The 22354-nt window shown below is 72.1% G+C and carries 22 protein-coding genes; 13 read left to right on the top strand and 9 right to left on the bottom strand.

Annotated features, from left to right (window positions below; translation table 11 throughout):
- Window positions 1-49: 49 nt before the first annotated feature.
- Entirely contained in the window at window positions 50-889 is an 840-nt protein-coding gene (locus tag ACIBG4_RS12850; RefSeq protein ID WP_397202129.1) for an alpha/beta fold hydrolase, read from the top strand.
- Between the two features lie 19 nt (window positions 890-908).
- Here the strand turns inward: ACIBG4_RS12850 and ACIBG4_RS12845 are convergent, their stop codons facing one another.
- The 5 genes from ACIBG4_RS12845 to ACIBG4_RS12825 all read right to left on the bottom strand — a co-directional run bounded on the left by ACIBG4_RS12845 (window position 909) and on the right by ACIBG4_RS12825 (window position 4634).
- Window positions 909-1280: a hypothetical protein gene (locus ACIBG4_RS12845; RefSeq protein ID WP_310713428.1), complete on the bottom strand. Its 372-nt coding sequence runs from the start codon at window positions 1278-1280 to the stop codon at window positions 909-911.
- A gap of 39 nt (window positions 1281-1319) precedes the next feature.
- A complete protein-coding gene (locus ACIBG4_RS12840; protein ID WP_397201952.1) occupies window positions 1320-1751 on the bottom strand; it encodes a roadblock/LC7 domain-containing protein in 432 nt (143 codons plus the stop codon).
- Window positions 1748-2827 carry a hypothetical protein gene (locus ACIBG4_RS12835; protein ID WP_397201951.1) on the bottom strand — a complete coding sequence of 360 codons (1080 nt, stop codon included), beginning with the start codon at window positions 2825-2827 and terminating at the stop codon, window positions 1748-1750. Before ACIBG4_RS12835 ends, ACIBG4_RS12840 begins: the two co-directional genes overlap by 4 nt.
- 3 nt (window positions 2828-2830) lie before the next feature.
- Complete coding sequence (locus ACIBG4_RS12830) at window positions 2831-3208, bottom strand: roadblock/LC7 domain-containing protein (protein ID WP_397201950.1); 378 nt, start codon at window positions 3206-3208, stop codon at window positions 2831-2833.
- A 220-nt stretch (window positions 3209-3428) separates the two neighbouring features.
- The gene (locus tag ACIBG4_RS12825) at window positions 3429-4634 is read right to left on the bottom strand and encodes a DUF4032 domain-containing protein (protein ID WP_310717334.1); all 1206 of its coding nucleotides are present in this window, start codon (window positions 4632-4634) and stop codon (window positions 3429-3431) included.
- 22 nt (window positions 4635-4656) lie between these two features.
- On the opposite strand from ACIBG4_RS12825, the gene ACIBG4_RS12820 reads away from it, so the two are divergent.
- The gene (locus ACIBG4_RS12820) at window positions 4657-6237 is read left to right on the top strand and encodes a DUF885 domain-containing protein (protein WP_310717335.1); all 1581 of its coding nucleotides are present in this window, start codon (window positions 4657-4659) and stop codon (window positions 6235-6237) included.
- Between the two features lie 26 nt (window positions 6238-6263).
- Here the strand turns inward: ACIBG4_RS12820 and ACIBG4_RS12815 are convergent, their stop codons facing one another.
- Window positions 6264-6902 carry a class II aldolase/adducin family protein gene (locus tag ACIBG4_RS12815; protein WP_397201949.1) on the bottom strand — a complete coding sequence of 213 codons (639 nt, stop codon included), beginning with the start codon at window positions 6900-6902 and terminating at the stop codon, window positions 6264-6266.
- Between the two features lie 63 nt (window positions 6903-6965).
- Window positions 6966-7550, bottom strand: coding sequence for a TetR/AcrR family transcriptional regulator (locus ACIBG4_RS12810; RefSeq protein ID WP_397201948.1), 585 nt, complete (start codon window positions 7548-7550; stop codon window positions 6966-6968).
- 75 nt (window positions 7551-7625) lie between these two features.
- Here ACIBG4_RS12810 and ACIBG4_RS12805 point away from each other — a divergent pair, with 75 nt between their 5' ends.
- The 6 genes from ACIBG4_RS12805 (at window position 7626) to ACIBG4_RS12780 (ending at window position 14093) form a co-directional block, all read left to right on the top strand.
- A complete protein-coding gene (locus tag ACIBG4_RS12805) occupies window positions 7626-8573 on the top strand; it encodes a carbohydrate kinase family protein (RefSeq protein WP_397201947.1) in 948 nt (315 codons plus the stop codon).
- 71 nt (window positions 8574-8644) lie between these two features.
- Window positions 8645-9859 (top strand): aminotransferase class III-fold pyridoxal phosphate-dependent enzyme, encoded by a 1215-nt coding sequence (locus tag ACIBG4_RS12800; RefSeq protein WP_397201946.1) that lies wholly within the window; start codon window positions 8645-8647, stop codon window positions 9857-9859.
- A 191-nt stretch (window positions 9860-10050) separates the two neighbouring features.
- A complete protein-coding gene (gene ngcE, locus ACIBG4_RS12795; protein ID WP_397201945.1) occupies window positions 10051-11490 on the top strand; it encodes an N-acetylglucosamine/diacetylchitobiose ABC transporter substrate-binding protein in 1440 nt (479 codons plus the stop codon).
- A gap of 3 nt (window positions 11491-11493) precedes the next feature.
- Entirely contained in the window at window positions 11494-12408 is a 915-nt protein-coding gene (locus tag ACIBG4_RS12790; RefSeq protein ID WP_397201944.1) for a carbohydrate ABC transporter permease, read from the top strand.
- A 2-nt stretch (window positions 12409-12410) separates the two neighbouring features.
- Window positions 12411-13271: a carbohydrate ABC transporter permease gene (locus tag ACIBG4_RS12785; protein ID WP_310717342.1), complete on the top strand. Its 861-nt coding sequence runs from the start codon at window positions 12411-12413 to the stop codon at window positions 13269-13271.
- Between the two features lie 204 nt (window positions 13272-13475).
- The gene (locus tag ACIBG4_RS12780; protein ID WP_397201943.1) at window positions 13476-14093 is read left to right on the top strand and encodes a superoxide dismutase family protein; all 618 of its coding nucleotides are present in this window, start codon (window positions 13476-13478) and stop codon (window positions 14091-14093) included.
- A gap of 93 nt (window positions 14094-14186) precedes the next feature.
- Here ACIBG4_RS12780 and ACIBG4_RS12775 read toward each other — a convergent pair whose 3' ends face one another.
- Together ACIBG4_RS12775 and ACIBG4_RS12770 are read right to left on the bottom strand one after the other, a co-directional pair.
- Complete coding sequence (locus ACIBG4_RS12775) at window positions 14187-15152, bottom strand: pirin family protein (RefSeq protein ID WP_397201942.1); 966 nt, start codon at window positions 15150-15152, stop codon at window positions 14187-14189.
- A 97-nt stretch (window positions 15153-15249) separates the two neighbouring features.
- Window positions 15250-16071: a fused MFS/spermidine synthase gene (locus ACIBG4_RS12770; protein ID WP_310717352.1), complete on the bottom strand. Its 822-nt coding sequence runs from the start codon at window positions 16069-16071 to the stop codon at window positions 15250-15252.
- 72 nt (window positions 16072-16143) lie between these two features.
- Between ACIBG4_RS12770 and ACIBG4_RS12765 the strand changes: the two genes are divergently transcribed.
- The 5 genes from ACIBG4_RS12765 (at window position 16144) to ACIBG4_RS12745 (ending at window position 22353) form a co-directional block, all read left to right on the top strand.
- Window positions 16144-17655 carry a penicillin-binding transpeptidase domain-containing protein gene (locus ACIBG4_RS12765; protein WP_397201941.1) on the top strand — a complete coding sequence of 504 codons (1512 nt, stop codon included), beginning with the start codon at window positions 16144-16146 and terminating at the stop codon, window positions 17653-17655.
- Window positions 17656-17705: 50 nt separating this feature from the next.
- Window positions 17706-18353 carry a hemolysin III family protein gene (locus ACIBG4_RS12760; RefSeq protein ID WP_397201940.1) on the top strand — a complete coding sequence of 216 codons (648 nt, stop codon included), beginning with the start codon at window positions 17706-17708 and terminating at the stop codon, window positions 18351-18353.
- A 105-nt stretch (window positions 18354-18458) separates the two neighbouring features.
- Window positions 18459-18992, top strand: coding sequence for an HdeD family acid-resistance protein (locus ACIBG4_RS12755; protein WP_310717347.1), 534 nt, complete (start codon window positions 18459-18461; stop codon window positions 18990-18992).
- A 74-nt stretch (window positions 18993-19066) separates the two neighbouring features.
- Window positions 19067-20341, top strand: coding sequence for an L-lysine 6-transaminase (gene lat / locus ACIBG4_RS12750; protein WP_397201939.1), 1275 nt, complete (start codon window positions 19067-19069; stop codon window positions 20339-20341).
- 152 nt (window positions 20342-20493) lie between these two features.
- Entirely contained in the window at window positions 20494-22353 is a 1860-nt protein-coding gene (locus tag ACIBG4_RS12745) for a hypothetical protein (RefSeq protein WP_397201938.1), read from the top strand.
- Window position 22354: the final 1 nt, after the last annotated feature.

The following is a 22354-nucleotide window of genomic DNA, read 5'->3' as shown; positions in this document are numbered from 1 at the left end:
GGGGGCTTTACCGGCCCGCGATCAGAATGTCATTCTGTTTCTCGTGACCATGCGAGCGAAGGCCAACGGCATCGAGATCGCCTACGAGAGCTTCGGCGCGGCCGGGGCTCGTCCCCTCCTCCTCGTCATGGGCCTCGGCGCCCAGCTCATCCACTGGGACGACGACCTGTGCCACCTCCTCGCCGAGCAGGGGCACCACGTCGTCCGCTTCGACAACCGCGACGCGGGCCTGTCGACGCACCTGCACGACCTCGGCCAGCCCGTGTTCGGGGGCCCGGCGCCGTACCTGCTGGACGACATGGCCGACGACGCCGCCGGGCTGATGGACGCGCTCGGCTGGAGCGCCGCCCACGTGGTGGGCGCCTCGATGGGCGGCATGATCGCCCAGACGCTGGCCATCCGGCATCCCGGCCGGGTGCTCACGCTCACCTCCATCATGTCCACGCCCGGCTCGCGGGTCGCCCCTCCCACGCCGGCGGCGAGCGCGGTGCTGCTGGCCACGCCGCCCGCCGGGCGCGAGGAGGTGGTCGCGCGGGCCCAGGACGCCTGGGCGTTGATCGGCTCACCCGGCTTCGAGCCGGACCGCGCGCGCATCGCGGACGTGGCCGCCCGCGCGTTCGACCGCTGCTTCGACCCGCCGGGCACCGCGCGCCAGCTCGCGGCCATCATGGCCTCCGGCGACCGCACCGAACGGCTGCGCCGGCTCGACGTGCCGGCGCTCGTGGTCCACGGCGAGGCCGACCAGCTCGTCCCCCTCGCGGGCGGCCGGGCCACCGCCGAGGCCATCCCCGGGGCCAGGCTGCTGACCTTCCCCGGCATGGGCCACGACCTGCCGCGTCCGCTCTGGCCGGACCTCGTCGCCGCCATCGCCAAGCTGACCGCCGGATGACCCCGCCGGCGCCGCCCGGCTAGACGTCCAGCTTCTCCTCGATGGAGCGGAGCTGGTGCCTGGCCATCGCCAGGTTGGCCCGGGCCCGGTCCAGGGCCAGGTAGAGGAACAGGCCCTTGCCGCCGCGCCCGCTGATGGGCCGGATGATGTGGTACTGCGAGCCGAGCGTGATCAGGATGTCCTCGATCGTGTCCTTGAGCCCGAGCGAGTCCATCGTGCGGAGCTTGGCCTTGACCACCTCGGTGTTGCCGGCGCCCGCGACCTGGAGGTCAAGCTCCTTGGAGCCGCCGAGCGAGCCCAGCGTCATGCCGCTGCCGTGGTCGACGACCGCCGCCCCGATGGAGCCGTCGATCGTCATCATCTCCTTGAGAGAGACGTCCATGCTGGCCATGTCATTTCTCCGTTCTCTGCTGATTTCTCTGGTGGACGGTCATCGCGTCCGTGCCGCGATGGCGGCCAGGGCGGCCGCGGTCCTGCGGCCCTCCAGCCGGAGCAGCCCGAGGTTCGTGCCGGGCTGGGCCAGGACTGTGAGGACGATGGTGGGGCCCGCGGCGTAGAACGCGGCGTACCCGGCCGTGCCCGAGATGAGCGTCTCCTCCAGGTCGCCCCTCCCGGAGATCGCGAGCATGCGCCTGCTCATGGCGAGCAGGGCGGCGGTGAGCGCGGCCGTCCGCTCGCCGTTGTCCACGGCGGGGTCGCAGGCGACGGCCAGTCCGTCGACCGTGCAGGCGACGCTGCCGCTGACGTCCGGGGTGCGCTCCCGCAGGAGCACCATCTCCTTGAGCACCTCGTCGTGCAGCTCCACCGGTGGCCTCCTTCTGAACGAGGGCAGTCTCACGACGGTGAGTGGGGGGAACCTCATGCCAGCTCCTCCAGCGCCTTCTTCAGCCGCATGAGCAGGGCCAGATCCCTCGGGTCCGCCGTCACGGCGGGGCCGAGGGGGCGGGCCGCGTGCGGCTGCGCGCCGGCCGCGCCGGCCGCGTGGGGGAGGAGAGGCGGCGGACCGGCCGGCGCCGCGAGCGGCATGCCGGGCGGCCCGCTGGAGACGCCGGGGAACGGGGCGGTGGGAGGGCCGGCCGGATCCGGCGGCTGAGGCGGCGCATCCGCCGGATCCGGGGTCTGGGGGGAGGGGCGGGAGCGCCGGCCGCCGCGTGGCCGCCTGGGCAACGGGGCGTCGTGCTCCCCGCCCGTCGCGGGCTCCGGATGCCCGGGCTCCGACGGCGACCGCGGGTGCGCGGGCGCCTGCGGAGATGTGGGCCGTACGGGCGCCGGCTCCGCGGGCGGGGGCGGGGTGGGGCCGGCGGGCGCGAGCAGCCCGGCCGCCGCCAGCCGTCGTACGGCCAGCAGCACCGAGTACCCGGAGCGGCCCAGCCGCCGGGCCAGGTCCAGCGGGGTGGCCTCGTCGTCGGCGCGGGTGACGACCTCCCACTGGACGGCGCTGAGCGTCACCCCCTGCCCGGGAAGCCGGGGCGCGGGCCGTACCGGAGCGGTGTCCACGTCGGCGGACGGCCAGATCCGGGCCAGGTGCGCCCGGCGGCGGGCGCACTCCCGCACGAGCCCGGACACCTCGAAGTACCACCGGCCGCCCAGCCAGTGCCGCTCGCCGGGCCGGAACTTCGGCCGCGTCCCCGTGGCCGGCAGCAGGAAGAACGCGGCGTCCAGGACGGCGCCCAGCACGCAGTACTGGAGCTCCCCGAGCGTGACCGGGCCCTCGGCGAGCAGCCGCTCGCAGCCGCCGTCCGCCTGGAGGCGGCGCAGCTCGGCCTCGGGGATCCGGCCGCGCGCGGCCAGCAGCCGCTCGACGCCGGGCGTCTGGGCGCACTCCATGTACGTGATCCGTCCCTCGTCGAGGAAGACGGTGCCGGTCCGGCCGACGCGCAGCGCGCCGGTGGGACGGTCGTTGGCGAGGCTCGCCAGCAGCGTGTCGAGGGTCCCCATGGGTCACGCCAGCAGCCGGCCGGAGATGTCCCGCAGGCGGTGGCGCGCGAGCGCGAGGTTCGAGCGCTCCAGGTCGAGGCGGACGTAGATGACCAGCGGCCCCTCGAACGCGGTCTCCATCAGCCTGAGCAGGTGGTGCCCGCGGTCGGTGGTGACGAGTATGTCGTCGATGCGGACCGTGTCGCCGGGGCAGGAGCGTGCCAGGCCGTCCATGGTGGCGCGGAGCGTCTCGGTCAGGGCCGCGGCGGAGTGCTCGGTGTCGACGCCCCGGGGCGCGCCGCTGGCCGCCACCGCCATGCCGCTGGTCTGGTCCAGCAGCATGGCGTCCAGCGCGCCCGGTATGGCCATGACCTCGGCCAGGCAGTCGTCCAGCCCGAGCACGGATCCTCCCCTCGCCGTCCCGAAGACTCCTTGAGGACTGGGACAGCGTAGGAGCGCGCCGGTGTCACGCAGCGGAGCCGGTCGGCAGCGGTACGAAAGCTATACGGCGCGGAAGGAGAAAAACCCCACCGCGGCGCAGCTTTCTCCGAGTTATCCGTATTGAGGATGACTTAGACGAATATTCTTCGCCTTTTCGCAGGTCAGGGCCGCGGCCGGAGGCTCAGGCGGGCTCGTCCGGGAGGACGGCAGCCTCGTCCGGCTTGTGGACGAGGACGTTCTCGATGTACGACTTCACGGCGGTCGCCAGCCCCACGTCCGCGCCCGCCTCCTCCGACAGGTACCACCGGTGGTCGAGGACCTCGTGGAAGAGCTGCGCCGGGTCGAGCTTGGCCCGCAGGCCGGCCGGCAGCGAGTCGATCGTCGGCTGGAACACCTCGGCCAGCCACCGGTGCGCCACGATGGCCTCGTCCTCGTGCCGCAGCCCCTTGGCCACGCGGAAGCCGTCGAGGTCGTTGAGCAGCCGCCGCGCCTGGTTCTCCTCCACGTCGAGGCCGGTCAGGCGGAGCAGGCGCCGCTGGTGGTGGCCCGCGTCGACCACCTTGGGCCGCACGATGAGCCGGCCGGTGCCGACCTTGCGCCGCACCATCATCTCGGCCACGTCGAAGCCGAGCAGGTTCAGCCGCCGGATCCGCTGCTCCACCCGGTGCCAGTCGACCTCCTCGATGATCTCGTCCTGGGTGATCTCCTCCCACAGCCGGTGGTAGCGGGTGACGATGTCCTCGGCCGTCTCCATCGGGTCCACCGACGGGTGCAGCAGGCCGCCGGCCTCCAGGTCGAGCATCTCGCCGAAGATGTTGGTGTGGGCGACGTCGATGTCGGCCAGCCGCTGCCCCTGGCTGAGCATCGGGTGCATCTCGCCGGTCTCGGCGTCCACCAGGTACGCGGCGAACGCCCCGGCGTCCCGGCGGAACAGCGTGTTGGACAGCGAGCAGTCGCCCCAGTAGAACCCGTTGAGGTGCAGTCGGACGAGCAGCACGGCCAGCGCGTCGAGCAGCCGGGTCAGCGTGTCGGGCCGCAGCGTGCCGGACATGACGGCCCGGTAGGGCAGCGAGAACTGGAGGTGCCGGGTGATCAGCGCCGCGTCCAGGCCCTCGTCCCGGCCGGTGACGTAGGCGACCGGCTCCACCGAGGGGGCGTCCAGCCGGGCCAGGTCCCAGAGGAGCTGGTACTCGCGGCGGGCGTACCGCTCGCTGATCTCCTTGATCGCGTACACCTTGCCGGAGAGCCGGGCGAAGCGGACGATGTGCCGGGAGATGCCCCGGGGGAGGTCGACGAGGTGGTGCTGGGGCCACTCCGCCAGAGGGCGGTCCCAGGGAAGGCCGATGAGGTCAGGATCATCAAGCGCGCCGGTGATCTGCAGGGGCATTTCTACAGGATATTGTGCGGCAGTGGACGAGTTTCTCAAATGGTACTTTTCCGGTCGTCCGGTCATCGCCAGCAACCTGGGGGCCGACGGCTACGACCACACACTCGGCGACTTCTCCGCCGAGGCCTGGACCGCCCGCGCCCGCGAGGAAGAAGCCTGGCTGGCACGGCTGTCCGCGACGGAGACCCCGACCCTGGACGACGAGATCGACAGAGATCTCGTCGTCTCCCAGCTGAGAGGCTCGGTGGCGCTCGCCGCCTGGCCGGAGTGGCGCCGCGACCCGGCCGCGTACCTCGCTCCGATCTTCAACGCCCTCTACACCCCGTTCCAGCAGCGCCTCAAGCCGGAGCCGGAGCTGGTCGCCGCCGCCGTCTCGCGGCTGGCCGAGGTGCCCGGCGTGCTGGCCGCCTGCCGCGCCAACCTCGACCCGGACCTCGCCGCCCCCCTCCTGGTGCAGCGGGCGCTCGGGCAGGCCCGCACCGGCCGCAGGTTCCTCACCGAGACCGTGCCCGCCATGGTCGCCGACGCCGACGCGCGGGCCCGGCTCGCCGAGGCCGCCAAGCCCGCCGGCCGCGCCTTCGACGAGCTGGTCACGTTCCTGGAGGGCTTCGAGTGCGGCGGCACGTGGCGGATGGGCGAGCGCCTGTACTCCACGCTGCTGCGCGAGCGCGAGATGCTCGGGTACGGCGCGCCCGAACTGCACGAGAAGGGCAAGGCCGCCTGGGCGGCGCTCGACGAGCGCATGCGCGAGGTGGCGCGCGGCGTCAACGGCACCACCGACTGGCGGGCCGCCATGGAGTCGCTCATGGACGACCACCCGCCGACGCTGGCGGACATGCGCGCCGAGTACGAGGCCGAGACGCTGCGCGCGCGGGAGTTCGTCCGCGAGCGCGACCTGGTCACCTTCCCCGAGGGGGAGGAGTGCCTGGTCCTGCCGTCGGCCGAGTACACCCGGCCCATCCTGGCCGTGGCCCACTACCTGGCCCCGCCGCCGCTGACCAGCTCGCGCACCGGCGTGTTCTTCGTGCCGTACACCCCGGACGGTTTCACCGAGGAGCAGGTGCGGCAGCGGCTGCGCACGAACTCGCGGGCCCAGATGCCCTCGATCGCCGTCCACGAGGCGTACCCGGGCCACCACTGGCATCTGTCGCACATGGCCGGCAACCCCCGGACGGCGCGCAAGGTGTTCCGCACGCCGTACTTCACCGAGGGCTGGGCCCTGTACGTGGAGAAGGTCCTGCACGAGGAGGGCTACTTCGACACCCCCGCCACCGAGCTGGCCCACCTGGACTGCCGCATCTTCCGGGCCGCCCGGATGGTCGTGGACACCGCGCTGCACTGCGACGACATGACGATCGAGCAGGCCGAGGAGTTCATGTCCACGAAGGCGTCACTCACGCCGGGGACGGCCCAGGGCGAGGTCAGCCGCTACTGCGCCTGGCCCACGCAGGCGCCGTCGTACCTGACGGGCGCCATCGAGATCGACCGCATCAGGCAGTCGTACGAGGGCTCCCCGAAGGCGTTCCACGACCTGATCGCCGGCTCGGGCGGCCTGCCGCTCGGCCTGGCGGAGAAGGCCGTCACCGGGGCCCCGCGCAGCTGAGCCCATGTCCTGTTCCGGCGCCGGCCTCAGGCGGGCCGGCGCGGGAACACGGGCGGGTCGAACGCCCGCTCCACCACCGCGTCGAGCTGCTCGGGCGTGAGGACGGCCGGCCGTCCCACCCCGAGCGCCCGCACGTACACCTCGCACAGCCACTCCAGCAGCCGGGTCGCCTCGAACGCCTGCTCCAGCGTGGCGCCGATGGTCACCCCGCCGTGGTTGGCCATCAGCGCCGCCTGCCGGCCGTCGAGCGCATCACGCACGTGCCCGGCCAGCTCGGGCGTGCCGTACGTGGCGTAGGGGGCGACGCGGACCGTGCCGCCGAGCAGCAGCGCGTTGTAGTGGATCGGCGGCAGCTCCGTCATCGTGGCCGCCACCACCGTGCCGAACACCGAATGCGTGTGGACCACCGCCTGGGCCTGCGTGCTCGCGTAGACGGCCAGGTGCATCGGGGTCTCCGACGACGGCTGGAGGTCGCCCTCCACCAGGTGCCCCTCGACGTCCACGACCGGGCACATCTCGGGAGTGAGCCGGTCCAGCGCCACGCCCGACGGGGTGACGGCGACCAGATCTCCCTGGCGGACGCTCAGGTTGCCCGAGGTGCCGATCACCAGGCCAAGCTCGACGGCGCGCCTGCCGTACGCGCACAGCTGCTCACGGGGGCTCATGAGCGGCAATGTAGTCGGTCGTCCGAAATACATCAACGCTAAACGGAGGCCGCGAGGAAGAGGTCAGAGGCGGTCGAGGTGGGTGAGCATGAGGCGTTCGAGGTCCACCCGCGTCAGGCGGCCGGGGTAGAGGAGCAGGTGCAGGCTCAGGCCGTCCACCAGGGCGAGCAGGTGCTCCGTGACATCGTCCAGGTTGTCCTCGGTGGTCAGCTCGCCCGCCTCGCGCGCCTGCGCGAGCAGGGTCCGCACCGCCGCGCGCAGCTCGCCGCCCTCGGCGCGCTGGACCTCCGCCAGCCGCTCGGAGGCCAGGCTGCGGCTCCAGAAGCTGACCTCCAGGCGCGTCTCCTGGGTGCGCTCGGCGTCCAGCGGCAGGTTGTCCAGCAGCACCTCGCGCAGCGCCGCGAGCCCGGTCACGCCGTCCACCCTGCCGGTGATGCGGTCGCGGATGCGCTGGTGGGACTGGCGCAGCGCCGACAGCAGGATCTCGTCCTTGTCGGTGAAGTAGTGGGCGAGCACGCCGTTGGAGTAGCCCGCCTCCTTGGCGATGGCACGCGTGGTGGCGGCGTCGATGCCGTCCCGGACGATCACCCGGCGGGCCGCCGAGAGCAGCTCGCGCCGGCGCTCGTCGTGGTCAACGATCTTCGGCAAGGCGTCGTCCCCCTTCGTGCGTCGTACCGCTCCCAGCATATTGACTTTTTATTCGGACGTCTGTCTATTTAGACCATGACCGTCGTCACCGTCGGCGTCCACATCGTCGACATCCTCGCCAGGCCCGTCGAGCGCATCCCCGAGGGCCAGGACACCGTGCTGGTGGACCAGATCCGCCTGACCGCCGCGGGCGCCGCCGCCGGCACCGCCGTGGACCTGGTCAAGCTGGGCAACCAGGTCGTCACCATGGGCGCCGTCGGCGACGACGAGCTCGGTGACTTCCTGCTGGCGGTGCTCGCCAAGCGCGGCGTGGACGCCTCGCGCCTGGTGCGCAGGCCGGGGGAGCAGACGGCCGCGTCGATCCTGCCGATCAGGCCGGACGGCGGCCGGCCCAGCTTCCACGTGCCCGGCGCCAACCTCGGCGTGACGCTCGCCGACCTCGACGTGGCGGCGCTGCGCGGGGCGCGGGCCGTCCACCTGGGCGGGATGGACGTGACGTTCGGGCTGGGCGATCCGCGGTTCTTCGAGCTGCTCGACTCGCTCCGCGCGGACGGGACCGTCGTGACGATGGATCTGCTGTCGGAGCTGCCCGACCTGCTGGGCATGGCCAGGGTGTTCCTGCCCCACGTGGACTACGTGCTGCCCAACGAGTCGCAGGCGCTGCTCATGGCCGGGCTGGAGCACGGCGACGGCGTCGAAGGTGACGGCGGGGACGTGGCCGAGGCGGCGCTGGAGCTGCTGGCCGACGGACCGCGCGGGGTGATCGTCACGCTCGGCGGCGACGGCAGCCTCGTCGCCACCGCCGACGGCGTCGAGCACGTGCCGGCCCTGAAGGTCGAGGTCTCCGACACGACGGGCTGCGGTGACGCGTACTGCGCCGGCTTCGTCACCGGCCTGCTGCACGGCCAGGACGTGCTGGGCGCCGCCCGCTGGGGGACGGCCGCCGCCGCCCGCGTCGCCACCGGGCTCGGCTCCGACGCCGGCATCACCGACCTCGACTCCACGCTCGCCCTGCTGTCCTGAGGCATGCCCCGAGGCGTGCCCCGAAGCGCGTCCAGACGCGTGTCCCGACGATCCGAGAGAAGGCCTGACCGATGAAAGACGCCGAGCTGCGCGCGCGGGCGCTGAAAGTCGTCCCCGGCGGCATGTACGGCCACCTCAACGCCGCCATCTTCGCCCCCGGCTACCCGCAGTTCTTCGAGCGCGGCGAAGGCTGCCGGCAGTGGGACGTGGACGGCCGCGAGTACATCGACTTCATGTGCAGCTGGGGCCCCGTCGTGCTGGGCCACCGGCACCCGCGCGTGGAGGAGGCCGCGGCCCGGCAGCTCGCACAGGGCGACTGCCTGAACGGGCCGGGCCCCGTCATGGTGGAGCTGGCCGAGCTGCTGGTGGACCTGATCCCCAGCGCGGACTGGGCGATGTTCTCCAAGAACGGCACCGACGCCACCACGCAGGCGCTCATGGTGGCCCGCGCGGCGACCGGCCGCACGAAGGTGCTCATGGCGCACGGCGCCTACCACGGCGCCGACCCGTGGTGCACGCCGTCGACCGCCGGCACCACCCCGAACGAGCGCGCCGACCTGGTGGAGTTCGCCTACAACTCGCTGGAGTCGCTGGAGGCCGCGGCGGCGACCGTCGAGGGCGACGTGGCGGCGATCATCGTGACGCCGTTCAAGCACGACTCGTTCGAGGACCAGGAGCTGGTGGAGCCCGCCTTCGCCAGGGGCGCGCGGGCGCTGGCCGACCGGCTCGGGGCCGCGCTGGTGATCGACGACGTGCGGGCCGGGTTCCGGGTCGACCTGCGCGGGTCGTGGGAGCCGTACGGGGTGCGCCCCGACCTGACGGCCTGGTCCAAGGCCATGGCCAACGGCTACCCGATCGCCGCCGTGACGGGCACCGACGCGCTGCGCGGCGCGGCCCAGACCCTGTACTCGACGGGCTCGTTCTGGTTCTCGGCGGTGGCGATGGCCGCGGCCAAGGCGACGATCGAGACGCTGCGCGACGAGGACGGCATCGCCGCGATGGAGCGCGCCGGCACGCGGCTGCGCGAGGGGCTGTACGCGCAGGCCAAGGCGCACGGCTTCACGGTGAACCAGACGGGCCCGGTGACGATCCCGTGGCTCAGCTTCGACGGCGACGCTGACCTGTCCACGGCCCTGTACTGGAGCGACGCCTGCCTGCGGCACGGGGTCTACCTCCATCCGTGGCACAACTGGTTCATGTCGGCCGCCCACACCGACGAGGACGTGGCCCGCGCCCTCGAAGGGACGGACCTGGCCTTCGCCGAGACCCGCGCCCACCTGGGCTGACCGGTCTCGGGCGGTTCGCGGCTCTTGCCCTTCTCGCCGGTGGTGGACGATGCTGTCCTGGGATCATCCGGGCGCCACGGGGTCACGGCAGGGTCACGTCTCGATGGCGACCCCTTGACGCAGCTCGGGGGCCGTCCGTACGTTCGGGCAAACGTTTAGGAAACTTTCCTAATTGCCCTCCAGGAGCCCCCATGACCCACCCCGGAGAGATCACCCGACGGCAGCTCATCCGGCGCATCGGCATGACGGCGCTGATCGTGGGGCCCGGAGCGAGCCTGCTGGGCGGCTGCGCCACCGGCGGCGCCGAGGAGCCGGCCGCGCCCGTCACCTCCGCCACCGGCTCCACGAGCCCCGCGAACCCGTTCGGGGTGGACGCCAAGAAGCCGCTGAAGGTCACCATCTTCAGCGGCGGCTACGGCGACGCGTACGCCAAGGACGTCCACGAGGCGCTGTACAAGAAGGAGTTCCCCGGCGCGGCGGTCGAGCACAACGCCACCCAGCAGATCGGCACCCAGCTCCGCCCGCTGTTCGTCAGCGGCGACGTGCCCGACGTGGTCAACAACTCCGGCCCCGAGGCCCTCGACCTGGTGGCACTGGCCAAGCAGGGGCACCTGGCCGACCTGACGGCCCTGTTCGACGCCCCCTCGATCGACGACCCCGCCAAGAAGATCCGCGACGTCGTCACCCCGGCCGTCATCGACAACGCCAAGATCGACGGCAAGGACCTCGTCCTCAACTACACGGTCTCCCACCGCGCCCTGTGGTACAACGCCAAGCTGTTCGCCTCCAAGGGGTGGACGCCGCCCAGGACGTGGGCCGAGTTCACGGCCCTGGGCGAGGCGGCCAAGGCCGAGGGCATCCTGCTGTTCGCCTATCCGGGGCAGAAGGGGCCGTACTACCAGCTCTGGAACGTCCTCTACACGGCCGCCAAGATCGGCGGCAACCAGGTGCTCATCGACATCGACAACCTGATCGACAACGCCTGGAAGGCCGACCCGGTCAAGCAGGCCGTCGCCGCCTGGGCGGACATCCAGGCGAAGTACGGCGACAAGGCGTACTTCGGCCTCGACCACACCCAGACCCAGGTCAAGCACCTGCAGGACAAGCTGCTCTTCTACCCGGTCGGCTCCTGGATCGAGAACGAGATGGCCAAGGACAAGCCTGACGGCTTCGAGTACGCCATCGCCCCCGTCCCGGACGTGACGGCGGCCGACAAGATGCCGTACGGCGCGATCCAGGTCGGCGTCGGCGAGAACTTCTTCGTCGCGGCCCGCGGCAAGAACCCGCAGGGCGGCCTGGAGTACCTGCGGGTCATGCTCTCCAAGGACGGCGCCCGGGGCTTCACCGAGAAGACCCAGAACCTCACGGTGGTGAACGGCGCCGCCGAGGGACTCGACCTCACCCCCGGCCTGCGCAGCGCCGCCAAGGCCCAGGACGCCGCCGGCCAGAACATCATCACCGACGCGCGCTTCGAGGGCTGGTACAAGGAGCTGTTCGACTACGGCACCGAGCAGATCAACGTGGTCATGGCCGGCCGGATCACCCCCGAGGAGTTCTGCGCCAGGATGCAGGACAAGGCGGACAAGGTACGCAAGGACGGCTCCGTCCCCAAGCAGATGCGGGGCCAGTAGCCGATGGAGCGGTGGCGCACATACGGCTTCGTCGCCGGGTTCCTCGCCGTCCCGATCGTCCTCTACACGGTCTTCGTCATCAGCCCGTACGTCCAGGCGTTCCAGATCTCGCTGACCGACTGGAACGGCATCTCCTCGCGCCTGAACTACGTCGGACTGGACAACTTCGGCCGCCTGCTCGGGGACGAGGTGTTCTGGCGGGCCCTGCGCAACCACGGCGTCCTGCTGCTGGCGCTGCCGATCGCGACCATCGTGATCGCGCTGTTCTTCGCGTTCCTGCTCAACCTGGGCGGCGGGTCGCGCGGCGCGGGCATGACGGGCGTGCCCGGCTCGGGGTTCTACCGGGTCGTGTTCTTCATCCCGCAGGTGCTCGCCGTCGCCGTGGTCGGGGTGCTGTTCAAGGCCGTCTACCGGCCGGACGAGAGCGGGGTGATCAACGGCGCGCTGGTCAAGCTCGGGATGGAGCCGGTGGGCTGGCTGATCGAGCCGCGCCTCGCGCTCTGGTCGATCATGGCGGTGATGGTCTGGCAGGCGGTCGGCTTCTACGTGGTGCTGTTCTCGGCCGGGATGGCCGCCATCCCGAAGGACTACTTCGAGGCGGCGGCCCTCGACGGGGCCGGGCGGGTCCGGCTGTTCTTCTCGATCACCCTGCCGCTGCTGCGCGACACCGTGCAGGTGGGCTGGGTGTACCTGGGCATCGCGGCCTTCGACGGGTTCGCGCTCATCCAGGTGCTGGCGGGGGACAAGGGCGAGCCGGACGGCGCCACGACCGTGCTGCCCATCGAGATCTGGAAGACCGCCTTCTCCTACTCCAAGGTGGGCTACGCCTCCGCCATGGGGGTGGCGCTGTTCTTCCTGACCGTCACGTTCGCGGTGCTGACGCTGCGCACCACCCGCCGGGAGAGGATCGACCCCTGACCATGGCACCGCAACCCCCTCGCTCCGGCAGGCCGCGGCCGGGCGTGCTCGGCGGGCTGTCCCACCTCGCGCTCGTCATCTGGGCCGTGCTGATCATCGCGCCGCTGCTGTGGACGTTCCTGGCGTCGTTCAAGAGCAACACCGAGATCTTCGGCGACGCGCTCCAGCTCCCCGGCGAGCTGCGGCTCGGCGCGTGGGGACGGGCCTGGAGCAAGGCGCACATCGGGCAGTACCTGGTGAACACCGTCATCGTCGTGTTCTTCAGCACGCTCGGGACGATGCTCTTCGGGTCGATGGCGGCGTACGTGCTCGCGCGCTACCGGTTCCCGGGCAGCCGGATGATCTACTACTACTTCACGGCCGGCATGGCCTTCCCGGTGTTCCTGGCGCTGGGACCGCTGTTCTTCGTGGTCAAGCGGGTCGGGCTGCTGTACACGCACACCGGGATCATCCTGGTCTACATCGCGTACTCGCTGCCGTTCACGATCTTCTTCCTGGCGGCGTTCTTCCGCACGCTGCCCGAGACCGTCGCCGAGGCCGCCCGCATCGACGGCGCCTCGCACACCCGCACGTTCTTCCAGATCATGGTGCCCATGGCCCGGCCCGGCCTGGTCAGCATCACGATCTTCAACGTGCTCGGCCAGTGGAACCAGTACCTGCTGCCCCTCGTCCTGCTCGCCCGCGACCGGGACGACTGGGTGATCACCCAGGGCATCGCCGACATCTCCACGCTGGCCGGCTACGAGGCCGACTGGCCCGGCCTGTTCGCCGCGGTCAGCATGGCGATCCTGCCGGTGCTCGTGGTCTACGTCATCTTCCAGCGTCAGATCCAGTCGGGCCTCGGCGCCGGCGCCCTCAAATGACCGAACCCCATCCGGCCCTCACCACGCATGACAAAAACGCCCTGACCGAGACGGACTTCGCGCCGGCCGCCCTCATCGACGGGATCGTCTCCGAACACTGTGCGTAGCCGCTCGGTCACCCGCTAGAGTGGTGGCCCTCCACGAGCCGGCCGTACCCGCTCGTGACGCGATCCTTTGTCACCACCCCGGGGGTTTTCCATGCGCATGCCCGTTCCCATAGTGCTGCTCGCCGTTCTGGCGGCAGGCTGTGCACCCACCACGGCCGGTCAGGCCGGCACCGCCCAGACCCAGGACACTCCGGCCCAGGAGGCGGCGGCGCACACGCCGTCGCCGGCGCCCAGCCCCGAGGGCGGGCACCGCGGCGCGTCCGACAAGTCGGGCTCGCTGTCCTCCAGCGGCGACTTCACGCAGGACGGCAAGCGCGCCATCGTCTACGACCGCAAGCTGGCCCCCCAGGGGGCACGGGCCAGCATCACCGTCGAGTCGTCCAGCGGCCAGACGCTGTCCTCGCTCGTCGTCGAGGGCCTGCTGCCCGACCGCGCCTACGGCGCCCATCTCCACACCAAGCCGTGCGGCGCCAAGCCCGACGACTCGGGCCCGCACTACCAGCACGAGAAGGGCGAGGCCAGCGCCGCCAACGAGGTCTGGCTCGACTTCACCACCGACTCCACGGGCGCCGGTCGCGCCACCGCGCGCAACGCGTGGACGTTCTCCCCGGGCCACCGGCCGCACTCGCTGGTGATCCACGCCAAGCAGACGACCGCCAGCGGGCCCCAGGCCGGCGAGGCGGGCGCGCGCGTCGCCTGCCTCACCCTGGGCTGAGCCGCCGCGCCACTCCGTGCTCCACCGCACCGGCCGCCGCCCGATCCGCGGGCGGCGGCCGGTGGCCGGTGGTCGCTGATCGGCGGCCGGCGGTCAGGCGTGTCCGGCCGGGACGGTGCCGAGGCGGCCGGCCTGGAAGTCCTCGAAGGCCTGCACCAGCTCGGCGTGCGTGTTCATGACGAACGGCCCGTAGTGGGCCACCGGCTCCCCGATCGGCTTCCCGCCCAGGACGATGACGTCCAGCGCGTCCTTGGCCGTGATCGTGATCGACTCGCCGGACGTGGTGAGCCCGGGCCGGTCGCCGAACCCGTCGAACACCGCGAGCTGGCCGCTCGCGAGCGGCCGCCGCTCCGCCCCGACGGTGCCGCGGCCCGACAGGGCGTACACGAGGGCGTTGAAGTCCTTGCGCCACGGCAGCGTGAGCCGGGCCCCGGGGCTGATCGTGGCGTGCAGCATCGTGATGGGCGTCTGGGTGCTGCCGGGGCCGGCGTGGCCCGCCAGGTCACCGGCGATCAGCCGCACCAGCGCGCCGCCGTCGTCGCTGCTCAGCAGCGCGACGCTGGACGCCCCGATGTCCTGGTACTTCGGCGCGATCATCTTCTTGGCGCCCGGCAGGTTGACCCAGAGCTGGATGCCGTGGAACAGCCCGCCCTGCTGGACCAGCCACTCCGGCGGCGCCTCCTGGTGCAGAATGCCGGCTCCGGCCGTCATCCACTGCGTGTCGCCGTTGGTGATCGTGCCGCCACCGCCGTTGGAGTCGAGGTGGTCGATCACACCGTCGATCATGTAGGTGACGGTCTCGAAGCCCCGGTGCGGGTGCCACGGGGTGCCCTTGGGCTCCCCGGCCGCGTAGTCGATCTCACCCATCTGGTCCATCATCACGAACGGGTCGAGGTACTCCGGCTTGATGGTGGCGAGCGCCTTGCGGACGGGGAAGCCCTCGCCCTCGAACCCGCTGGGCGCGGTCTCGACGGCGAGCACCTTGCGCTCGGGCCTGGCGCCGTCCGGCCGGGGCAGGCGCGGCAGGGCGAGCGGGTTCTCGACGGTTACGGCTGGCATCTCGCGCTCCTTCGCGTGGCGTTGTGCCCCCCTCAACTCAGTACAAGTTTCAACTATTCCGCGGGCGTGACGAGCCGTGGCTCGGCGGTGCGGTGGGTCAGCCGAAGACGGCCGGAGGCGGGACCGGGGCGAGGACCGGGTCGCCGTCCCTGATGGGCGCCGCCCCGGCGACGAACCGGGTCAGCGCGTCCCCGTGCAGGCATCGCGCCTGCGTGAGGCCGCCGGCGGCGCGGCGGGTGAGGAGATCGAGCGGCAGGGCCGTCCGTGAGGCGGCCAGGATGAGGTTGCCGAAGCGCCGCCCGCGCAGCACGCCCGGCTCCGACAGCAGGGCCACGTGGCCGAACGTGCCCTGCACCGTGGCCGCCAGCCGCCGGGCGAAGGCCAGGCCCTTGCCGTCGGCGAGGTTGACGAGCAGCGTGCCCGACGGCCGCAGGACCCGGGCGAGATCGTCCATGTACTCGGCCGTCGCCAGCTCGACCGGCATGGTCGCCCCGGCGAACGCGTCCAGCACGACCAGGTCGGCCGAGGCGTCCCAGACCCGGGCGGCCCCTTCGCGGCCGTCCATGACGAGCACCTTCAGGCGCGGCACCGAGCGCAGGTCGAGCTGCTCGCGGATGAGGTTGACGAGCAGCCCGTCGGGCTCGACGACGATGTGGCGGGAGCCGGGGCGGGTGGTGGCCACGTAGCGGGGGATCGTGCAGGCACCGCCGCCCACGTGGACGCAGCTCAGCGGCCCCTCCGGGAGCACGTCGATGACATCCGCCATGAGCTGCACGTACTCGAATTCCAGATATGTGGGGTCTTGTAGGTCCACATAAGACTGCGGTACGCCATCCTTGGACAGTACCCAGCCGTCCGGCCTGTCCAGATCCCGGAGCAGTTCGATCTCGCCGAAGGTGACCGGATACAGGCCGGGCATCGGTTCGCGCTGTGCTCGTGCCACGTTGCTGCCTCCCTGGGAGAACACCGTATGCGACGAAGAAGGCTGATCGTGCTTACCGTCGCGGTTCTGGCGATATTGGGCGCGTACGGCTTCGCGGTCGCCTCGGCCGCCCGGGTGCGGGGCACGGCCGGGCAGGCGGCCGACTCCTACTTCGAGGCCTGGCGGGAGGGGGACGTGCGGGCCATGGCCCGCCTGGTCTACCAGGCGCCCTCCGACTTCGTCTCCCGCCACCTGACCTTCAGCGAGGAGCTGCACGTCCAGAAGATCGAGCTGCGGCCGGGGGCGCTGAAGAGCACGGGGGAGGGGACGGCCGAGGTGCCGTTCACCGGGACGCGCACGCTGCGGGAGTTCGGGGCGTGGCCGTTCGCGGGCACGCTGCGGCTGGCCGTGCGGGACAGGACATGGAAGGTCCTGTGGAGTCCCGAGACGCTGCACCCGCTGCTCGCCGGCGGCGGCACCCTGAAGATCGTCGAGCTGGAGGACGTGAAGGCGGAGTTCCTCACCAGCGAGGGCGACAGGATTCCGCACGACAGTTACGCCGACGCCTATCTCGAACGGCTCGCGCCGGAGTTCGCCGTCGCGTCCGGCGGGCGCGCTCTGGTCGCCGCCGCGCCCGGACAGCCGGAGCGGCGGCTGCTGACGCACGCCCTCGACCCGGTGGTCCAGCGCACCACGCTGTCGCGGCCGGTGCAGGCGGCGGCGGCACGGGCCCTGGACGGGGTCGAGGACGCCGCGATCGTCGCGCTGCGGCCGAGCACCGGCGAGGTGCTGGCGGTGGCCGACCGCCTGGGCGACGGCCACAGCGCCTTCGACGACCTGTTCCCGCCCGGCTCCTCGTTCAAGACGATCACCGCTGCGGCCCTGCTGGCGAGCGGCCTCGACCCGGCGGCCGAGCTGTCCTGCCCGGGTGACTACCAGATCCCCCTGCACCGCTCCTTCCACAACGCGGGCTTCGAGGACCACGGCACGGTCAGCTTCACCGACGCCTTCGCCCTGTCGTGCAACACCACGTTCGTCGAGCAGGTCACCACCCGTCTGGCGGCCGGCGACCTGCTCGCGACGGCCGGGCAGTGGGGGTTCGGCAGGTCGCTGCCCACGGGCGCGGGCGGCACCTGCGGCACGATGGAGGAGCCGGAGGACACCGACTGGCTCGGCGCGGACGCCATCGGCCAGGGCTCGGTGCAGGCCACCCCGCTGTGCATGGCGGCGGTCGCCGCCGCCGTGCAGAGCGGCACCTGGCGCTCGCCGCGACTGCTGCCCGAGAAGGAGGTGCGGCGCCTGGAGGGGCCACCGCCCAAGCCGGTCGAGCTCGACGCGGGGATCGTGGACGCGCTGCGCGGCATGATGGCGGCGGTCGTGGACCACGGGACGGCGAGCGGGGCGGGCCTGCCGGCGGGGGTGGCGGGCAAGACGGGGACGGCCGAGACGATCGACGGCGCCGATCACGGCTGGTTCATCGGCTACCGCGACGACCTGGCCTTCTGCGTCTTCGTCCGGCACGGCGGGGCGGGGCGGACGGCCGCGCTGCCGATCACCTCCCGCTTCCTCAACGGGCTGTAGCCGAAAGATCTGTAGCCGAACGGGCTGTAACCTACGGTACCGTAGGTTTCATGACGACGGTCACCATGAAGCCCAGACTGCGTGGCTGGTTGCACACCGGAGCGCTGCCCGTGACCCTGGTCGGCGGGTTCGTGCTCGTGGCGCTGGGCCCCACCCTCCAGGCCCGCCTGGCCGCGGCGATCTACGCGATCACCTCGGGTCTGCTGTTCGGCATCTCGGCCACCTACCATCGCGGCACGCTGGGGCCACGCCTGGCCGAGGTGCTGCGCCGCTTCGACCACGCCAACATCTACCTCATCATCGCGGGCACCTACACGCCGTTCGCGCTGCTCGCGCTCACCGGCGCCGCGCGGGTGGCCGTGCTGTCGGTCATCTGGGGCGGGGCGCTGGCCGGCGTGGTGTTCCGGGTGTGCTGGATCGGCGCGCCGCGCTGGCTCTACACGGCCCTCTACCTGGTGCTCGGCTGGACGGCGATCTTCGTGATGCCGCAGCTCCTGGAGGGCGCGGGGCCGGCCGCCGTGGTGCTGGTCGCCGTCGGCGGCGTCCTCTACAGTGCCGGCGCCATCGTGTACGGCCTGCGCCGCCCCGACCCGTCGCCCCGCTGGTTCGGCTACCACGAGGTCTTCCACGCCTGCACCATCGCCGCCTACCTGGTGCAGTACATCGCGGTGTCGATCGTCGTCTACGCCCAGATGTGATCTCCGGCCGGCCGGTGCGGAGCGTGGAGATCAGTGGGCGGTGGATCGCCGACTTTTGACCGGACGGTGGTCTGCTTTCGGGATCTTTCTGGAGAAGAGACCGACATGGAGCAAATCGCGCGGATCTGGTGGCTGATCCTCATCCGGGGCATAGCCGCCCTCATCTTCGGCATCCTCGCGCTCATCTGGCCGGGCAAGACGCTGCTCATAGTGGTGATCTTCTTCGGCGCCTACGCGATCGTGGAGGGCATCTTCGCGATCTTCGCCGGCGCCCGGCACAACGCGCAGTCCCGGGCCTGGCTCATCATCTCCGGCATCCTCGGCGTCCTGGCCGGCATCGTGGCGTTCCTGTGGCCGGGCATCACGTCGCTGGCGCTCCTGTACGTCGTGGCCTTCTGGGCCATCTTCGCCGGCATCACCGAGATCGTGGCCGGCATTCAGCTGCGCAAGGTCGTCGACAACGAGTGGATGCTCATCATCGGCGGCATCCTCTCGGTCATCTTCGGCGTGCTGCTGCTGATCTGGCCGGGCGCCGGGCTGCTCACGCTGATCTGGCTGGTCGGAGTCTTCGCCATCGTGTACGGCATAGCGATGATCGTGCTCTCGTTCCGTGTGAAGAAACTTCAGCCTGCGGCGTAGATTTCCAGAAAATTTCCGGATGAATGGGGATATGGGCGGGGAAGTATGTTCTGTTGGTTCGTTGTGGAGGAATCATGGACGTACACGCCCGCCTCGCCCGCCACCTACTCGTCGACGGCTACCGCCTCGTGCTCGACCTCGACCGCAGCCGGGGCTCCTGGCTCGTCGACGCCCGCGACGGCCGCCGTTACCTGGACTTCTACACCTTCTTCGCCTCGGCGCCGCTCGGCGTGAACCCGTCCTTCGACCCCGAGACAGCCGAGCTGCTCGGCCGGGTCGCGCGCAACAAGCCCGCCAACCCCGACATGTACACCGAGCAGCTCGCCGACTTCGTGGAGACCTTCACCCGCGTCCTCGGCGATCCCGAGCTGCCCCACCTGTTCTTCGTCGAGGGCGGCGCCCTGGCCGTCGAGAACGCCCTGAAGACGGCCTTCGACTGGAAGAGCCGCCGCAACGAGGCCGCCGGGCGATCCGCCGACCTCGGCACCCAGGTGCTGCACCTGACCCGGGCCTTCCACGGGCGCAGCGGCTACACCCTCAGCCTGACCAACACCGAGCCCGGCAAGACGGACCGCTTCCCCAAGTTCGCCTGGCCGCGCATCGACGTGCCGGCCGCGCACCTCGGCGACGTGGAGGCGGCGGAGGCCCGCGCGCTGGAGCAGGCGCGAGCCGCCTTCGAGCGGCATCCGCACGACATCGCCTGCTTCATCGCCGAGCCCATCCAGGGCGAGGGCGGCGACAACCACATGCGCGCCGAGTTCCTGCAGGCCATGCAGCGCCTGTGCCACGAGTACGACGCGCTGTTCGTCCTGGACGAGGTGCAGACCGGCGGCGGGACCACCGGCACGCCCTGGGCCTACCAGCAGCTCGGCCTCGCGCCGGACATCGTGGCCTTCGCCAAGAAGGTGCAGGTGGGCGGCATTATGGCGGGCCGCAGGGTGGACCTGGTGTCGGACAACGTCTTCCAGGTCAGCGGCAGGATCAACTCGACCTGGGGCGGCGGCCTGGTCGACATGGTCCGCTCCCGCGCCCTGCTGGAGATCGTCGAGCGGGACGGCCTGATGCCGCGCGCCGGGCGGCTCGGCGCGCTGGTGGTCGAGCGCCTGACCAAGATGCAGGCCGAGCGGCCCGACGTGCTGTCCGGCGTGCGGGGGCGCGGTCTCATGTGCGCCTTCGACCTGCCGGACCGGCAGAGCAGGGACGCCCTCGTCTCCCGGCTGCGGGAGGACCAGGGCGTGCTGGTGCTGTCGTGCGGGCCGCGCTCGGTGCGGCTGCGTCCGGCGCTCAACATCACCGAGGGCGAGCTGGACCACGGCCTGCGCGCCATCGCCACGGCACTGGACGCCTGACGCGCCGCGTCTGACACCCCGCGCCTGACGCGCCGCCCGCGTGAGGCGTCGTTCCCGGCCTTCCCCGAAAACCGGCAAGGATTGGCAAGGACATCGCCGTGGGTCGGCTTTCCCGCGCCGGCGGGGGCCCGGACGTCGTCAGGCTTGCCCGCATGGCCGAAGCTCCACCCTTTCCGCGTTCAGCGCCTCTCGCCCCCGACCCCCTCACGGAAGGCGCGCCCCCCACGGCCCCGCCCTCGCTGCGGCCGTCCGCCTGGCTGCCGGCGGTGGCCGTGGCCGGTTGCGTCGGGGCGGTCCTCGGGTTCCACGGCGTCCCCATCTCCGACCTGGGCGTCTTCACCCTCTACGCCGCGCTCGGCCTGGCCCTGCCCGGCCTGCTCTGGGTCCGAGTGCTCTACCGGCGCCCGCACACGCTGCCCGAGGAGCTGGCCCTGGGCCTGGCGCTCGGCTACGCCGCCGAAGTCCTGTGCTACCTGCCCGCCCGCGCGGCGGGCGCGCCGCTGCTGGTGGCCGCCTGGCCGATGGGCACCTACGCGCTGTTCGCCGCGGTGCCGCGGCTGCGCGCCCACTGCAGGGTGACCCGCCGGCCCAAGGCCCCGCTGTGGTGGTCGTGGTGCCTCGCGCTGGCCGTGATCGGCCTGACCCTGTGGATCTCCGTGGGCTACTTCGCGGCCCACCCGATCGCCGGACCGCGGGGCACGGCGCCGGTCGCCGCCCTGCCCCACCTGGACATGATCAACCGGCTGATCAGCCACGGACCGGGCGGCGGGCCGTTCGGCCACGACTGGTTCGTGCACGCCCATCTCGCCGCCGCGAGCTGGATCACCGGCGTGGAGCCGTCCGTGCTGCTCTTCCGGCTGGCCCCGCTGCCGATGCTGGCTGCGCTGGTCGTGCTGCTCGGCATGGCGGGCCGCCGCTTCACCGGCTCGCGCCGTCAGGCGCTGGCCGCCCTGACGGCCGCCGCGTTCGTGACGGCGCCCAGCCTGTACGCGGGGACGGCCGCCGGTCTCCTCACCTGGACGCCCGCGCAGGAGTGGGCCATGCCCGCGCAGACCTTCGGCGCGCTGCTGTTCGCGCCCCTCGTCGTGCTGCTGCTCGACCTGTTCGGCGACCGGGCGTCGCGGCGGGGCGTGTGGCTGCTGTTCGCCGTGCTGCTCGCCGCCCTGGCCGGGGCCAAAGCGGTGTACGTGCCGCTGCTGGCGGCCGGGCTGCTGGCGGTCGTGACGGTCGAGGCGGTCAAGTGGTTCTCGCTGCCCCGCCGCGCCACCGCGGCCCTCGGGCTGGCGGCGTGCGCGCTCGCGGCGCAGGCGGCCCTCCTGGGCGACGCCTGGCAGGGGACGGCCGTGCAGCCGCTGGCGTTCGTGCGGGCGTCCTGGGCCGGGCTGACCGGCGCGGGGGACCCGGCCGAGGCGCCGATGTCGTCGCTGGCCGGCGTCACCGCGCTCTGCCTGCTGTGCGGGGCGATCACCTGGTGCGGCGTGCTCGGGCTGCTGCGGCGGCCCCGGCTGCTGGCGCGCCCGCCGGTCGTGCTGGCGCTCGGCATGGGCGCGGCCGGGCTGGGGGCGCTGCTGCTGCTCGGCGACCCGTACCAGGCACAGGGCGACTACCTCCAGGCGGCCTGCCCGTACCTGGCGATGGCCGCGGTCTACGGGCTCGGCTGCGTGATCAGGAAGGCGGGCGTCTCGTTCAGGGCCGGGCTGTGCGCGGCGCTGGCCGGGGTGGCGGCGGCCTGCGCCGTCCGCTGGGTCTTCGGCGTCCACGTCCCGCTGCGGCCGGGCGGCGGGGAGCTCGCCCTGTACCTGCCGTACCTGACGCTGGCCGGAGTGGTGCTGGCGGTGGCCGCCCTGCTGGGGGCGGCCGGTCTGCCGCGCCCGCGCGTCTGGGCGCTGGCGCTCGTGCTGGTGACGGCGGCGGGCACGCCGGCCGCCCGGCTCGGCCAGGTGCTGCCCGGTCCGGACACCGTCGCGACGGCCCCCGGCCCGATCGCACCGGCCGAGCAGGCCGGGACGTGAG

Origin of the sequence: Nonomuraea sp. NPDC050383 (assembly GCF_044459125.1) — a bacterium.
In the GTDB taxonomy this organism is placed as follows: domain Bacteria; phylum Actinomycetota; class Actinomycetes; order Streptosporangiales; family Streptosporangiaceae; genus Nonomuraea.
The sequence above is the reverse complement of the archived record's forward strand: the minus strand, read 5'-3'. Positions and strand labels throughout refer to the sequence as shown.

Bases quoted from the DNA above. Each gene is read 5' to 3' on its own strand.
- ACIBG4_RS12850 (WP_397202129.1), top strand. From the start codon at position 50: ATGCGAGCGAAGGCCAACGGCATCGAGATCGCCTACGAGAGCTTCGGC.
- ACIBG4_RS12845 (WP_310713428.1), bottom strand. From the start codon at position 1,280: ATGGCCAGCATGGACGTCTCTCTCAAGGAGATGATGACGATCGACGGC.
- ACIBG4_RS12840 (WP_397201952.1), bottom strand. From the start codon at position 1,751: ATGAGGTTCCCCCCACTCACCGTCGTGAGACTGCCCTCGTTCAGAAGG.
- ACIBG4_RS12835 (WP_397201951.1), bottom strand. From the start codon at position 2,827: ATGGGGACCCTCGACACGCTGCTGGCGAGCCTCGCCAACGACCGTCCC.
- ACIBG4_RS12825 (WP_310717334.1), bottom strand. From the start codon at position 4,634: ATGCCCCTGCAGATCACCGGCGCGCTTGATGATCCTGACCTCATCGGC.
- ACIBG4_RS12815 (WP_397201949.1), bottom strand. From the start codon at position 6,902: ATGAGCCCCCGTGAGCAGCTGTGCGCGTACGGCAGGCGCGCCGTCGAG.
- ACIBG4_RS12805 (WP_397201947.1), top strand. From the start codon at position 7,626: ATGACCGTCGTCACCGTCGGCGTCCACATCGTCGACATCCTCGCCAGG.
- ACIBG4_RS12800 (WP_397201946.1), top strand. From the start codon at position 8,645: ATGAAAGACGCCGAGCTGCGCGCGCGGGCGCTGAAAGTCGTCCCCGGC.
- ngcE (WP_397201945.1), top strand. From the start codon at position 10,051: ATGACCCACCCCGGAGAGATCACCCGACGGCAGCTCATCCGGCGCATC.
- ACIBG4_RS12790 (WP_397201944.1), top strand. From the start codon at position 11,494: ATGGAGCGGTGGCGCACATACGGCTTCGTCGCCGGGTTCCTCGCCGTC.
- ACIBG4_RS12785 (WP_310717342.1), top strand. From the start codon at position 12,411: ATGGCACCGCAACCCCCTCGCTCCGGCAGGCCGCGGCCGGGCGTGCTC.
- ACIBG4_RS12780 (WP_397201943.1), top strand. From the start codon at position 13,476: ATGCCCGTTCCCATAGTGCTGCTCGCCGTTCTGGCGGCAGGCTGTGCA.
- ACIBG4_RS12775 (WP_397201942.1), bottom strand. From the start codon at position 15,152: ATGCCAGCCGTAACCGTCGAGAACCCGCTCGCCCTGCCGCGCCTGCCC.
- ACIBG4_RS12770 (WP_310717352.1), bottom strand. From the start codon at position 16,071: ATGCCCGGCCTGTATCCGGTCACCTTCGGCGAGATCGAACTGCTCCGG.
- ACIBG4_RS12760 (WP_397201940.1), top strand. From the start codon at position 17,706: ATGACGACGGTCACCATGAAGCCCAGACTGCGTGGCTGGTTGCACACC.
- ACIBG4_RS12755 (WP_310717347.1), top strand. From the start codon at position 18,459: ATGGAGCAAATCGCGCGGATCTGGTGGCTGATCCTCATCCGGGGCATA.
- lat (WP_397201939.1), top strand. From the start codon at position 19,067: ATGGACGTACACGCCCGCCTCGCCCGCCACCTACTCGTCGACGGCTAC.
- ACIBG4_RS12745 (WP_397201938.1), top strand. From the start codon at position 20,494: ATGGCCGAAGCTCCACCCTTTCCGCGTTCAGCGCCTCTCGCCCCCGAC.